Origin of the sequence: Cytobacillus sp. FSL W8-0315 (assembly GCF_038002905.1) — a bacterium.
GTDB classification, from domain to species: domain Bacteria; phylum Bacillota; class Bacilli; order Bacillales; family Cytobacillaceae; genus Cytobacillus; species Cytobacillus pseudoceanisediminis.
This window is the reverse complement of record NZ_JBBOOC010000001.1, coordinates 2751795-2765693: the sequence shown is the minus strand read 5'-3', so window position 1 is coordinate 2765693 and position 13899 is coordinate 2751795. Positions and strand designations below refer to the sequence as shown.

General features: G+C 43.0%; 14 protein-coding genes. 1 reads left to right on the top strand and 13 read right to left on the bottom strand.

Going from position 1 to position 13899, the window contains the following annotated elements; all coding sequences use genetic code 11:
- Positions 1 to 13: 13 nt before the first annotated feature.
- From MKY20_RS14295 to MKY20_RS14285, 3 genes are all read right to left on the bottom strand, one after another.
- The gene (locus tag MKY20_RS14295; protein ID WP_019382316.1) at positions 14 to 910 is read right to left on the bottom strand and encodes an ABC transporter permease; all 897 of its coding nucleotides are present in this window, start codon (positions 908 to 910) and stop codon (positions 14 to 16) included.
- A gap of 12 nt (positions 911 to 922) precedes the next feature.
- Positions 923 to 1846 carry a glutathione ABC transporter permease GsiC gene (gene gsiC, locus MKY20_RS14290; protein ID WP_009333796.1) on the bottom strand — a complete coding sequence of 308 codons (924 nt, stop codon included), beginning with the start codon at positions 1844 to 1846 and terminating at the stop codon, positions 923 to 925.
- Positions 1847 to 1921: 75 nt separating this feature from the next.
- On the bottom strand, positions 1922 to 3502 hold the full coding sequence (locus MKY20_RS14285) for a glutathione ABC transporter substrate-binding protein (RefSeq protein ID WP_217025574.1): 1581 nt from the start codon (positions 3500 to 3502) through the stop codon (positions 1922 to 1924).
- Positions 3503 to 3886: 384 nt separating this feature from the next.
- On the opposite strand from MKY20_RS14285, the gene MKY20_RS14280 reads away from it, so the two are divergent.
- Positions 3887 to 4390 (top strand): spore coat protein, encoded by a 504-nt coding sequence (locus MKY20_RS14280; RefSeq protein ID WP_284521752.1) that lies wholly within the window; start codon positions 3887 to 3889, stop codon positions 4388 to 4390.
- A gap of 294 nt (positions 4391 to 4684) precedes the next feature.
- Here MKY20_RS14280 and MKY20_RS14275 read toward each other — a convergent pair whose 3' ends face one another.
- The 10 genes from MKY20_RS14275 to phnH all read right to left on the bottom strand — a co-directional run bounded on the left by MKY20_RS14275 (position 4685) and on the right by phnH (position 13889).
- The gene (locus tag MKY20_RS14275; RefSeq protein WP_341001597.1) at positions 4685 to 5542 is read right to left on the bottom strand and encodes a PhnE/PtxC family ABC transporter permease; all 858 of its coding nucleotides are present in this window, start codon (positions 5540 to 5542) and stop codon (positions 4685 to 4687) included.
- On the bottom strand, positions 5542 to 6327 hold the full coding sequence (locus MKY20_RS14270) for a PhnE/PtxC family ABC transporter permease (protein ID WP_009333792.1): 786 nt from the start codon (positions 6325 to 6327) through the stop codon (positions 5542 to 5544). The genes MKY20_RS14275 and MKY20_RS14270 overlap by 1 nt, the downstream gene beginning before the upstream one ends.
- A complete protein-coding gene (gene phnC, locus MKY20_RS14265; RefSeq protein WP_009333790.1) occupies positions 6317 to 7105 on the bottom strand; it encodes a phosphonate ABC transporter ATP-binding protein in 789 nt (262 codons plus the stop codon). The genes MKY20_RS14270 and phnC overlap by 11 nt, the downstream gene beginning before the upstream one ends.
- 239 nt (positions 7106 to 7344) lie before the next feature.
- Complete coding sequence (gene phnD, locus MKY20_RS14260; RefSeq protein WP_341001593.1) at positions 7345 to 8379, bottom strand: phosphate/phosphite/phosphonate ABC transporter substrate-binding protein; 1035 nt, start codon at positions 8377 to 8379, stop codon at positions 7345 to 7347.
- Between the two features lie 118 nt (positions 8380 to 8497).
- Positions 8498 to 9202, bottom strand: a complete 705-nt coding sequence (locus MKY20_RS14255) for a phosphonate C-P lyase system protein PhnL (protein WP_341001592.1) — start codon at positions 9200 to 9202, stop codon at positions 8498 to 8500.
- Positions 9203 to 9231: 29 nt separating this feature from the next.
- On the bottom strand, positions 9232 to 10410 hold the full coding sequence (phnM, locus tag MKY20_RS14250; protein WP_251267088.1) for a phosphonate metabolism protein PhnM: 1179 nt from the start codon (positions 10408 to 10410) through the stop codon (positions 9232 to 9234).
- 44 nt (positions 10411 to 10454) lie between these two features.
- Complete coding sequence (locus MKY20_RS14245) at positions 10455 to 11300, bottom strand: ATP-binding cassette domain-containing protein (protein WP_341001591.1); 846 nt, start codon at positions 11298 to 11300, stop codon at positions 10455 to 10457.
- On the bottom strand, positions 11301 to 12155 hold the full coding sequence (locus MKY20_RS14240) for an alpha-D-ribose 1-methylphosphonate 5-phosphate C-P-lyase PhnJ (RefSeq protein ID WP_019382325.1): 855 nt from the start codon (positions 12153 to 12155) through the stop codon (positions 11301 to 11303).
- Complete coding sequence (locus MKY20_RS14235; protein ID WP_251156099.1) at positions 12148 to 13281, bottom strand: carbon-phosphorus lyase complex subunit PhnI; 1134 nt, start codon at positions 13279 to 13281, stop codon at positions 12148 to 12150. Before MKY20_RS14235 ends, MKY20_RS14240 begins: the two co-directional genes overlap by 8 nt.
- Positions 13269 to 13889 carry a phosphonate C-P lyase system protein PhnH gene (gene phnH / locus MKY20_RS14230; RefSeq protein ID WP_251175297.1) on the bottom strand — a complete coding sequence of 207 codons (621 nt, stop codon included), beginning with the start codon at positions 13887 to 13889 and terminating at the stop codon, positions 13269 to 13271. The genes MKY20_RS14235 and phnH overlap by 13 nt, the downstream gene beginning before the upstream one ends.
- Positions 13890 to 13899: the final 10 nt, after the last annotated feature.

Genomic DNA, 13899 nt, shown 5'->3' with positions numbered 1-13899 from the left:
TTTTCAATCTCCCTTACTCATTCTTCGTTTTAGGGTCCAGGACATCCCGGAGCCCATCTCCGACAAGATTGAAAGCAAGCACTGTCAAAAAGATCGCTAATCCCGGCATCATGACAACATGGGAAGCTGTTCCTAAATAATCACGGCCAAGGCTGAGCATAGCACCCCAATCCGGTGTTTCAGGACTGGCGCCGAGACCCAGGAAACTTAAACTGGAGGCCGCTAAGATTGCCGTGCCAATTCTCATCGTAATAAAAACGATTAAGCTTCCAAGAGTTTCAGGGAAAATGTGCTTGAACATAATTCTTCGGTGCGAGGCTCCCATTGATTTCGCTGCTTCCACAAAGACGGTCTCTTTCCCCTCCAATGTCGAGCCCCTTACCAGTCTTGCAAAAGATGGAATACTGAAAACGGATACTGCAATTACCACATTCGTTAATCCCGGCCCTAAAATGGCCACAATGGCGATTGCCAGCAGCAGATCCGGAAACGCAAACATGACATCACTGCCTCGCATAATAAGACGATCCAGCCAGCCGCCAAAATAACCGCTCATTAGTCCAAGGATGATTCCTCCAGCCGCTCCCAAAAAAACAGCCAGAAAACTGACACCAAGCGAAATTCTCGCACCTACGAGCAGCCGGCTGAAAATATCGCGTCCGTATTCATCCGTGCCTGCCCAATGTTCATTGCTCGGACCCTGCAGCGTCGTATTATAATCGGGCTCATAAGGATCATAGGGTGCAATATAAGGCCCAATGATGGCAATGATGATTAGCAGCAGGATAAAAATGCTTGCCCCAAATGCCATTTTTTGCTTTTTCCAATTCTTAAAGAATTCTTTAACAGGTGAGTATTTTTTCTTTGGAATCACTGGGGTATAGGCATTTACTTCTTTTATGATTTCCATGATTCCCCTCCTCTAGGAAACGTAGCGTATTTTCGGATTCAGCATACTGTACATGATGTCTACTATTAAATTAACGAGAATAAATTCAATGGAAAAAAGCAATAGCTCGGCCTGGATGACTGGATAGTCCCTGAAGGCAATGGAATCAATCAGCAATCGTCCCATTCCCGGAAAACTAAAGACGGTTTCTACTACAACTGACCCTCCAAGCAGGAAGCCAAACTGCAGCCCTGCAATAGTGACTACAGGAATTAAAGAGTTTCTCAATGCATGCTTTGGAATGACTACTGATTCCTTTAACCCTTTCGCTCTTCCCGTCCGGATAAAATCGGCTCTTAATGTTTCAAGCAATGATGACCGGGTAAATCTGGCAAGCATGGACATGATGCCTGCGCCTAAAGTGAGGGAAGGCAATATATAGCTTTTCCAGCTCTCGGCCCCCCCTGTTGGAAACCAGCCAAGCTGGACAGAAAAAATCTGAATAAGAATCAACCCAAGCCAGAATCCCGGCATGGAAATTCCAGAAACGGCTGTGACCATCCCAAGATAATCCGGCCATTTATTTTTGAATACCGCAGACAGTGTGCCTATTAACAAACCAAGCACCAATGCCCAGCCCATACTCATGAACGTTAAATAGATGGAGGGCATGAAGCGGTCTGCAAACATCTCTGAAACCGGAAGACCTGTCTTTAAGGAAGTCCCCAAATCTCCTTGAAACAAATTGCTCATGTATGTAATGTATTGATCCCAAATAGGCTTATCGAGCCCCAATTCCGCCCTGATGATATTGACCTCTTCAAGAGTTGCATCCTTTCCGGCAACTAATCTGGCAGGATCTCCAGGAATTAAATGAGTGAAGAAAAAGATTAATATTGAAACAATAAATAGGATTGGGATCATTTCCAGGATTCTCTTCAGGATATATTGAAGCAAAATGAAAACCCCTTTCTTAGAAAGGAAGAGGCATTAGGTGGTACACAACCTTTGCCTCTTCTGATTACCTTGCTTTTACTTAAGATTCGCGTCTGTCACATTAATTCCGCCTGTTGGAGAAATGAAGACGCCCTCGACATTGGACCTTGAACCAGCTAGAATCTCATCTACCCCAAGGAAGATCCAAGGTGCATCTTTGTAGATAGCTGATTGAATATTGCTGTAGATTTCTGCCTGCTTGTCAGGATCTGCTGTTTGATTTACCTCTGTAATCCACTTATCTACATCATCATTTTTGTAGTATGCAGTATTCGCTCCATCCGGCGGGAATGAGCTGCTGCTGAACAATGGCTTCGTTGCATTGGTGGTATCGGATGGATACGCAGACCAGCTGACATACCACATTTGCACCTTTGCCTCTTCCGGTGTCTGAGCTCCATAAATCTCATCTGACAGCGTGCCTTCTTCCATTGATTTAATTTCAACCGTAATGCCAATTTCTTTTAACTGCTGCTGGATAAACTGCATTCCCTTCAATGTATCTGAATTGGTGTTACCCCAAATTTCAGCATTGAAGCCATCTTCAAATCCAGCCTCTTTCATTAATTCTTTTGCTTTCTCAATGTTGTGATCATAGGTTTCCTGTTTGGAGTAAAACTGGGTTTTGCTAGGTATAATCGAGTCCAGCGGCAAGCCGTAGCCGGAATTTACGACACTTATGAATGCCTCTTTATTCACTGCATAGTTAATGGCCTGGCGAATGCGGACGTCATCATAAGGCTCTTTCATCGTATTGATGGATACATATCGGGCAATCGTGGAAGGAATCTTATGAATTTCAACGTCTGAATTGCTCTCCAATTCCTTCAAGTTTTGAACTGGCGCCGGATAGATCACATGTGCTTCGCCTGTTTTAAGCATAGCTACACGGGAGCCGTTTTCTGGAACAGGTTTGTAAGTAATCTTTTTCACACGATCAGCCTTATCCCAATAATCATCGAATCTTTCAACTGTTAGATGATCCCCCTGAACCCATTCCACAAACTTGAATGGACCGGTGCCAACTGGTGTTTTGCCGATATCACCGGAAGAATCATTGATCAGCTTCGGGCTTAAGATTTTAGCGGAAACAAATCTTGTCAGCATACCTGCATATGGTTCCTTTAATGTGACTTTAATTTGATAATCATCAATCACATCGATGCTGGTAATAAGATTGAAACCGCGGCTATTTAACCTGAGGCTCTCATCCTTCATAATCCTTTCAAAGCTGGTTTTAACCGCCTCTGCATTGAACAGCTCTCCATCATGGAAGGTAACACCCTGCCGGAGTTTGAATGAATATTCCAGTGCATTGTCACTGACACTGTATTCCTCAGCCAGCTGCGGAATAATTTGCCCTTCTTCATCCGACCCCAGCAATCCCTCTAACATGGCCGTCTGGACAGAATTTGAATTCGTATCGCCCGTATTATGCGGGTCCATGGATATAAAGTTTTCATTTACCGCAATCACTAATTCTTCTTCATTCGAGCTTGAAGAGCTTCCAGAGCTTTCTTTCTCATCCGTTCCGCTTTCTTTGCTGGAGCAGCCAGCCATTAGTACCAAAGAAACAAAAACAACAAATAGCATTTTCCACACGTTTACCCTTCTCAAATTGCTTTCCCCCTCGAACAATTTTGTCTTTTTTGCTTTTCTTGGAAGTTCAATTCAGATAATTAATTTCACCAAGTTAATAAATATGCAAAAAAATTATGTATTTTAGCGTATTTTAGTTTGTTTTACATATTATTTTCTCCACTGATGAAAATAATTAAATTTATTATAGATTGATATTCTCGTGATTTCAATATTAAATTCTGAAAATTTTATATTTTTTTATTTTTCACGGTGTACTTCTTATCTCTTCCCTTTATTTTTAGTTTCGTACAAGGCAGAGAAATACCGAACTTATAAGCCGGAAATTTAAAATTTAATAGACAAAGTCCCAGATTCATTTTTTTGAAACAGTTATATAAATTCTTTACTGGAGGTTTGATAATGGAACAAAGCTATAACCGTCCCCCGCAGCATCTCGCATGGCACGAAACATTAGAAATCCATGAATTAGTCGCTTTTCAATCTATTGGACTTATGAAACTAAAAAAAGCATACCGGGAAATAACTGACCCGGATTTAAAGGAAATATACAGACAGTCCATTCATGCCCTAAGTAAAAATATCAGCGAGCTTCTTCAGTTTTATCCCATGGCTCCAGGATCGGATCGATTTGATGAGGAAAGAGTGGATAAACTGCCATTTTACTCTGGGGATTTATTAGGCCTGGCCAAAACTTCTGTCAGGAATTATGCAATTGCCATTACCGAAACAGCGACGGATTCAGTAAGAATTGTATTAACTAAACATCTTATGGTAGCAATTGATTTACACGCAAAAATTTACCAGTATATGTATAAAAGAGGCTTTTATCCTTCTTACAATTTAAACAAATTACTTAAAAACGATGTAAACCTTGCAAATAAAGCTCTTTCTGAGCCTATTTAACGCATTAAATCAGCTTCCGCTTTGACTTATGGATATTTGATTCTTTTTGACAATGTCGGGGTCACCTGATGAATGAGCATATCGGAACAATTTCCCAGATTCCAGGCTTAACTTCAGATTGTTGGCCCCCGTTAAATGAACTTGCCAATAAGACCAATTCATTTCAATCTTGTTGCCTGGCTAATCGTCCCTTTTCCTCAAATCCATTGAAAACATCAAATTTGATAACCACCGAATTTCTTCTTATAAAATTAATAGACCAGGCATATCAGCACCTGGTCAAATTCTTGCTTATTAAGCTGTTTTCAGCTTTCTTTTAATCCTGGCAGCAAAGACTTCAAGGATAATCGCTACGGCCAGGATAAAATAAGTAATTGCCCCTATTTCCCTCATATCCAGGTAAAAGCTGCTTGCCATGAACATGTCAAATCCGATTCCGCCGGCCCCTGCTGCTGCTCCCATGGCAACGGCTACTGCAAAGTTAATCTCAAAGCGGAGAAATGTCCAGGAAATCATATAAGTGATGGAAGATGGGATAGCCGCTTGAAAGACAATTTGCCACCAATTGGCTCCGCTCGCCTGCAGCGCTTCAATCACTCCCCTATCCAATTCTTCAAAGGACTCCGAATAAGCTTTGATTAGATAACCGATCGAATGGAAGGTCATTCCAATAACTGCAGCTGTACTTCCAAGTCCGGCTGCAACCGCGAAGATCAGCACCCACAGGACGGTCGGCACAGCTCTTATAAAGGCTACCATGCTTTTAATGACTATTGAAACCCTTTTCGAGGACAGATTCTCAGCAGCCAGCAATCCGAATAGTACTGCAATTATGGCTCCAAACAAGGTTGTCAGGAAAGCCAGCCCGAGTGTGACCATAACTTGGTAAAGGGCATGTCCAAAGGAGAAATGCTTCAAGTGCGGTTCAAGGAAGATGGTTTTTAAATTGGCGAATGTGCCAAGAAGCGCATCCATAAAGTCCAGTTCCTTATAATCAAAGCTGTAAAATGCATAGACTGTCACCGCAGCCAGAATAAAGAGGGTTAATCTTGTCACAATGGCCGCTTTGTTCAAAGGCTTAGCCGGCATTCTTTTGCCAAGCAGATGATCGGCTGGTGCTGTTACATTACTCAGCTGTTCCTTTACCTCCATTACAATATCACCTTCCTTACATAATTGGATGCATATTCGATCAATAGGATAGCAGCAATGATGACAACAACGACCAGACTTGCTGTGTCATAAGCCAAACTCTTATAGTATAAGTTGAATGTAAAGCCGATTCCAGATCCTGTCAGCAGTCCAATTAATGTGGCACTTCGGATATTCGTTTCGATCATGAACAAAACCCAGCTGATTAATTGCGGTATGCTTGATGGGATCACTGATTGGAAGATGATAGAAAAGTAGCCCGCACCTGTCGCTTTTAACGCCTCTACTGATCCTCCGCTCACTTCATCGATCGTTTCCGTAAAAGCCCTTGTTAAAAATCCAAATGACCCGAAGAATAAAGCAAAATAGCCAGTTAACGAACTTTGGCCGAATGAAAACAGCAAAATCAGCGCCCATGCTGCAACATCGATGTTTCGAAAGACAGTGGCAATTCCTCTTGTAATCGCTCCAAAAAAGGGATTTATTCTTGTTGTATTCGAACCGAAAATGGAAAATAATAGGGCGAATGCAGCAGCTGCTGTCGTAGCCGCAATCGAAACCAGGAGTGTTTCCTGCAGCTTTTCCAGAATAACTGGCAGCTTTTCTAAGGATTCTGCGGTTGGATAAAAGTTCGCCATTCCCCATTGAATGGCTTTCGGGATTGAAGCAAAGCCCTTTAAAGCATTGTACTCCGTAATAATCATGGCAAGGATGGTCACGGCTCCAAGGAGTAATAGGAAGGCAAGTGTGTTTCGCTTTTTCTTAGCAAAGATATCAGCCTGCATGTATGCCTCCAATGTCAAAGATTAAATCTTCTGCTTCCGATCCATATATTCGCTGAATGTCTTCTGAAGTCAAGCCTTTAGCCGATCCATTATACACTACTTGCCCTTTGTTAATGCCGATGATTCTGTCTGAATATTTGATTGCTACATCTACCTGATGAAGATTGACAACAACGGTAATGCCCATTGTTGTTGAAACCTTCTTCAAATGATCCATGATCACTTTTGCCGAATTAGGATCCAGGGACGCAATGGGTTCGTCGCACAAAAGCATCCGCGGATTTTGGATAAGCGCACGGGCAATGCCAACCCGCTGTTTTTGCCCGCCGCTTAATTGGTCTGCACGCTTATATATCATTTCGTTCAGTCCAAGCACATTCAAAATCTGGACGGCCTGCTGCTTTTCCTCTTTGCTGTAATATCCAAGAACTCCAGCCAGTGTTGATTTGGTTCCCAATTTTCCGTGCAGCGTGTTTTCGATTACCGATAATCGATTCACTAAGTTATAGTGCTGAAAGATCATGCCAATTTTGGTGCGGACCTGCTTTAATTCTTTTTTCTTCAAGTCCATTACCTGGAGATCCTGGAACCTTATTTCTCCGCCTGTCGCATCAATCATGCGGTTGATGCAGCGGAGGAGAGTTGATTTCCCTGCTCCTGATGGGCCGATAATGGAAACGAACTCCCCTTCCTGGACTGAGAAGCTTACATCAGTTAATGCTTTCGAATCTTTGCCAAATTGCTTTGTAAGGTGATTAACTTCCAATAATGCTGTCATGAGTTAACCCCTCCTATCCAATTGTTTTATCCTGCTTTAACGGGCAGTAGATTTCATCACTCTGTTCTAACTGCAAATAAATCTTGACTGTAAGCAAATTAATAATTTTAACCGAAAATAAATCAGAAATATACCTAAAAAATTCTCTATTCTATGCAAATAAATTAATCTATCCCCAAAGACAATAAAGTAAAAGTCATCAGCGGGGAATGGAAGCCCCCACTGATGAATGCTTACCTTTATTTTGCAAGCTCGCGGATCGGATTGAACCACCCATCCTCTACTTCAACCAGACGCTCATTTCCAGATTTCTTGCTGAATAATCCGGAAAATTCGGAGTCCTCCGGAACAAAGATTTTTTCGTTATTTGCCACTTCATCTGATGTCATGATTTCAAGAAGCTGTTTTTGGTCTTCTTCGCTCAATGTACCGGAATTAATTACAAATGGTGCATTTAAAACTGGAGTTACTGAGATTAAGCTGAACTCTTTTCCGGCAACCGTGTTCAATGGTTCAGCAGCATCATCTTTCACTTTATAAACTGCGCCTGGCTTGTTAGCATCACCTTCTGCAAGCTCCACATAATTGTTCACACATGTATCACAGAATGCCGCTACATCCGCTTTGCCGGTTAATAGATTGACAGCAGAACCCTGGTGGGAGCCGCCAAATAATACTTCATTGAAGAACTTGTCCTCTCCGCCCTCAAGTAAATCCTCAGCTGTCAAACTCTTAAACTCTTCTTTTTCGCTGAAATAATCAGTAATGCCTGTAGATGGAACCTTGAATCCTGATGTGGAACTGTTTGAAACAAAGGAGAATTTCTTTCCTTGAATATTGTCTATGGCAAATTCCCCGCCGTTTTTGTATTCATCTGCATTTTCCTTCTGAACAGCCAGCCAGCTGTAATACACAGCGTCCTCCAAAGTGCCGGACTCGCCGCTTGGAACAACCAGCGGAAGAACCTTTTCATTCTTGTTATGGGATTCTATGTATCCTTGTGCACCAAGAAACGCCATATCTGCATTGCCGTTGGCAATCGCTTCAATTGCTACAATATAGTCAGTCGTTGTTTGATGCTCCACTTTCTTTCCTGTTTTCTCTTCTATTAATTTCCCAATTTCGTCACGTGCCTCACCTAAATCTGCGCCTGATTCGTTTGGAAGCCAAGCGATCGTCAGTGTATCATCCTTCTCTGAGTTTGCAGTGAACGAACAGCCTGCAAATACAACTGTCATAGCCATAGAAAGCAGAAATAGCGCCATTTTCTTCATGATTTTTTCCCCTCTCTTATTTGGAAAAATTTTTATAATACCATTGACCTAACTATAGCGAAAGAATATTAATCTACTGATAAGGCATTATGAGAAATCGTTAAGCACTGGTAAAGAATTAATGAGACAATGTAAATACACCATTCTGCATGTTGTATTCCCTGTCACATAAGTTGTTCATAAATTCAAGATCATGAAAGATTCCCAGCATCGTCGTGCCTTCTTGCATTAGTTGCTCTATTAAGACTTTCACCTTCATTTTAGATTCATAGTCCAGGCTTGCGGTCGGTTCATCCAGAAGAAGCAGTCTTGGCTTCTTGACCATCGCCCGCGCAATGTTGAGTCTGAGTTTTTCCCCGCCAGAAAAGGTGGCAGGATAGCTGTCCCATAGCTCTGGGTCCAGCTCGAAATGCGAAAGGATCTGCTCTGTCTCTTTCTCAGCATGAACAAGGTCCCGTCCCATTTCAATAAGGGCCTGCATTACAAGCTGCCTGGCAGTGGTTCTTGGCATAACATTCAGAAATTGAGATACATAGCCTATTTCATGCTTGCGCAAATAAATCATTTGTCTATTTGTTGCCTCTGCAATATTGAGAGGACCGAACTTTTTGGAATTGTACCAAATGCTTCCATGTTGAAGTCTGTATGTTCCATAAATACATTTCAGGATTGTTGATTTTCCGCTTCCGCTTTTTCCAGTAATTCCAACAAAGTCTCCTTCCCCCAATCTGATATCAATGCCGCTCACTGCATGGATATTTTTCCCGAGATTATGAAGGCTAAATGATTTGGACAGTTCCCTGATTTCCAATAGATTTTCCACCAATCCACCCGCTTTCTCTCAAAGTAGTATTAAATTCTGTAATTCGTTTTTTGGATCAGCTTCCCATCAACGAATACGCCCGTGATTACCGGAAAATCGTCTGCCAATTTTTCAATGATCAAAAGGTCTGCTTTTTTTCCTTCCTTGATCGAACCGATTTCCTCATCCATATTCACGGCTTTTGCAGGATTAATGGTGACAAGCCTGATCATGTCTGCCAGATCCATCCCAAACTTCCTTACCAGTTCAAAAATGGCATGAAGCATGGCAGCCGGATAGTAATCACTGCACAAGATATCAATTGAATCATTTTGAATCGCGTCGGCAGCACCCAGATTTCCGCTGTGGGAGCCTCCGAGCAGCACATTTGGGGCTCCGGCCACTGTATACATGCCAAGCCCCTTCGCCTTGTACGCTACCTCCTGGGTAATCGGGAATTCACTGATGGTAGTGCCAAAGCTTTTGACCAGCTCCAGCTTTTCGAAACTGTCATCATCATGTGAAGCAACTGCTATATTATGTGCCCGTGCGTGCTCCGCAATCTCCTTCATATCTTCGACTGAAAGCTTTTCCTTCGTTTGGTGATTTCGGATTAAAACGTCTATAGCGGCATCGCTCATGCTGTTATAGCTTTTAACCGTGTTCCGGTAAATTTCCAGATGGCGATATTGCCCTTGTCCGGGTGTATGGTCCATAAACGAAATCAGGTGCACCTTATCTTCGCTTATATAGCTTTTGAGGTTTTCGATTTCATCCACATTATCAATTTCCATTCGTGCATGGAAGCGATGTCGGACAAGATGCTTCGTACTGTGTGTCTCATCAATCAGGTCGATGAGCTTTCTGACATTTTCCGGTTCCCGGATCGGCTTGTATGCATATTCTGTTTCTTTAAATAGGGAAAGGGAGTGGAACATCGTTGTGATTCCATGGGATATGAGCTCCTTCTCTGCTTCCCTTAGACTTAAATGAAAGTTCATTAATGAGGTTGGCCTCGGTGCCGCCATATGCTCAATATAGTCGGAGTGGATATCGATAAATCCAGGTGTGACATAGCCGCCCGCTGCATCTATCACTTCCATGGAATCTTCAAATTTCATTTCTCCCTTTGGAGCAATTCTGCTGATCCTATCATTCTCAATCAGAAGGTCATAGCCTTGCAGAATAGTATCCTCTGTAATAAGTTTTCCGTTCGTAATGACGTACAATGTGCTTCCCCCTAATTTGAAATGAAATATATTCCGATTAAGCCTTAAAGAAGCGAATGAACCAAGCTTTGAGTAAATGGAGCTTGAGGATCTTCGAGTATTTGATCTGTCAGCCCCTGTTCAATGACCTGTCCCTCCAGCATGACCAATGTTCTGTCCGCAAGCATCCGGATAACGCCCAAATCATGCGAAACCAGCACTATGCTAATATTCATCTCCCTCTGCAGGCTTTTAATTAAATCCAGAACACTTGCCTGTACAGATAGATCCAGTCCGGTCGTAACCTCATCCAAAAGCAGAATCGGAGGCTGATTAGAAAGTGCCTTGGCAATTTGCACACGCTGCTGCATTCCTCCGGAAAAATTCTTTGGTGCTTCTTTCCGGCGATGGACGGGAATATTCACCTTACTGAGCAGCTCTGATCCCCTGTCTTCCATAATCCCTACATTCCTGCTGCCGGCTGCAATCAATTTTTCGGCAATATTTCCAATCGAAGAAAAGTCGATTCTTAATCCCAAAAGAGGGTTTTGATAGACTTTCCCCATTAAGTGGTTGCGGATATACCGTTTTTGCTGGGAAGACTCCTCAAAAAGATTATTCAGCCCATTCTGGTAGGAAGAAATATACGCTTCCCCTGAAGTTGTTTCCTGGTCAAAGTACAGGCATTGCATTAAGGTGGACTTGCCGCTTCCGCTTTCCCCTACAATTCCAAGCACCTCTCCAGGGTATACATCAAATGATACATCTCTGCACGCATAGACCGTTCCGCACACACTGCAGTAATTTTTGATCAGGGTCAAAGGCTCCGGGTTTCTGCAATGATCGCAGCCGGGACCGAATTGCTTGTTTAAGTTTTTTATAGATAAGACCGGAACCTCAAATTCAGTCATTTAATTCACTCCTGCCTTTTCGACTTCGTTTAATATTTCATAGCAATAGCTTGTATCATTGCATTGGTAATATGTCTCTCCTGTTGCCTCATCGATCAGTTCGTCAAGGAATACTCCCTCAGAGCCGCACAACCTGCAGCATTTCCCATCAAAACTTTCCCCTTCAAACGGATAATCTTCAAAATCAAGGGAAACGATTCTCGTAAATGGCGGAACTGCATATATCTTCTTTTCGCGACCTGCTCCCAATAAAATGAGTGCTTCATTTTCATCCATTTTCGGATTATCAAAGCGAGGGATCGGGCTTGGTGCCATTACATAGCGGCCGTGAACCATGACCGGATGATCTGCACCTGTTGTCATGCTTCCGTATTTCATGATCTGTTCAAAGAGCATGAGCCAGGCACCGCTGTATTCTTTTTCTGCATGCAGCTTTTTCGTCACATGCTCACTCGGTTCAAAATAACGGAGCGGTTCAGGAAGCGGTACCTGCAGCACAAGGATTTGTTCCTTTTTCAGCGGTACCTCAGGGATTCTGTGCCGTGATTGAATAATGGTCGCCTGAGAAGTATATTCCGTTATCTGAACACCTGTTGTATCTGATACAAGCTTTTTAATACTGACCGCATTGACAGATTCATCTGAACCCTGATCAATTACCTTCAATACATCCTCTCTCCCGATCAATGAGAGTGTCAGCTGCAGGCCGCCTGTCCCCCAGCCCCTTCCAATCGGCATTTCCCTTGACGCAAATGGAACCTGATAACCCGGGATGGCAATCGCTTTTAATGTAGCTCTTCTAATTTCCCGCTTCGAACCTTCGTCAAAGAAAGCAAAGTTATAGGCGTTATTCATATGCTTGCACCTCTTCCCGTTCGTCTGCTTTTGTTTTTGTCTTTCTCACACTGTCAAGCTTCGACTGGAACGTTACATAATGCGGCATTTTCAAGTGCGATATAAAGCCGGTTGACTCGACAGAATCAATATGAAAAAGGACAAATTCCTCATTATGGCTTGGGAAGCTATTATCAGGATGCTCCAGACAATTATCCAGAATGCCCATTGCGATCGCTTTTGTCTCATTCTGTCCGAAACATAATCCGTATCCGATTTCAAACTCCAATTCCTTTTTGCCTTTTTCCTTTTCAGCCATGAACGGCATCAGCATTTCCGCTTCTGTTGTTTTGATATCACCAATGTAATAGTCATCTTCATCACTGCCCTCGTCATTCGGATGGCCCACGTATATTGGCAGGCTTCCAACTCTTAGCTCCCCAACAGTCGGATGCAGAGCGCCATAGCCTCTGATAACCGCATAAGCCAGTGAAGTAACAGCTCCTGTCTCTCCTCTTGTCAGAATTTGCAGGCGCTGGCTGCGGCTTGAGGGAAAGTCAAGGCTTTCCCTCGTCACATCATCCGGCTCAGCATCATTGTTTTCAAGTGGAGGAATTAAGCCTTCTTTCCTCAAATAATCCAGCACCTTCGGTAATATAAGATCGGGCTCCTGCTGCAATTCACCAAATGGGTTATTTTCTGAAGCATAAGATGACAGCCATTCTTTTACCGTCTTTTCCGTTTCCTTCATCAGATTGAAATCGAGGAGCCGGTGGGTATAATCCGTTGTCGCCCCTAAAATCTGGCCGCCGGGAATATCTTTGAAGCTTGCTGAAATCCGGCGTTCAACCTTCATTTCCCCGGTTTCAATGGTTTTCGAGCAGTACTTTCTCGGCAGCGTCGAGCGGTATGCGCGAAGCAGGAATACTGCTTCTTCCGGATTTCCTTCAGCCTGCTTGATCGCTAATGCTGCAAGCTTTTCATTATATAAGCTGCTTTCTGACATCACTTGATCGATTAACCCTCTCATCCCTGCTTCAATCTGTCCGGTTTCCAGCACTTGTTCCTTATGAATCCTTTCATATTTCAAGCGTTTTATCGATTCTTCAATGGCTTGTGTCCCGCCTTTTACCGCTACATAACCCATTCTTTCTCCACCTCCCTGGTTTCAGTTATTTGAGTCGTTCTTGGCAGTGATAAAAGCTGATGATATCGGTCCACGAATATCAGGTCGACCCCTGTTGGATACTCTTTATTTTTTTCACTACGTCTTTCAATCCAATTTCCTGTTAGATCTATACTGATTCCGGTGCTTGTTTGAATGCCAGGTCCTTTCAAAAGCAGGTCATTACCGACCGTGATCGCTCCTGTTTCTGCTATAATCACTGCGGATTTGTGCGGGTTTATGAACGTCCCCGGATTCGCTATTTCAATGGCATGTTCCAGAGACCCAGCCCCGGCATCCTTCAGGAGAAATAAATAATCTGCCTGACCCGCTTGTACCGCTTTTGCGAATGTTAATTGATTGATTTCTTTTTCAACTGCTTCAGCCTTACTGCCATACACCTTAAACGTAACCTCAGGATCAAGCAGCGTGAGTGCCAGCAGTAAAATTGAGCTGGAGCAGCCAGCAGCATTTTCTCCGTCCAGTATTGCTGCCTCCTTGCCCAGGTCTGATATCAGTCCTGGCCTTGAAGTGGAATCGACTAATTTTCTATATACAGATTGCAGGTCATGAACAACATCCAATTTCAAAGCCTGTTCC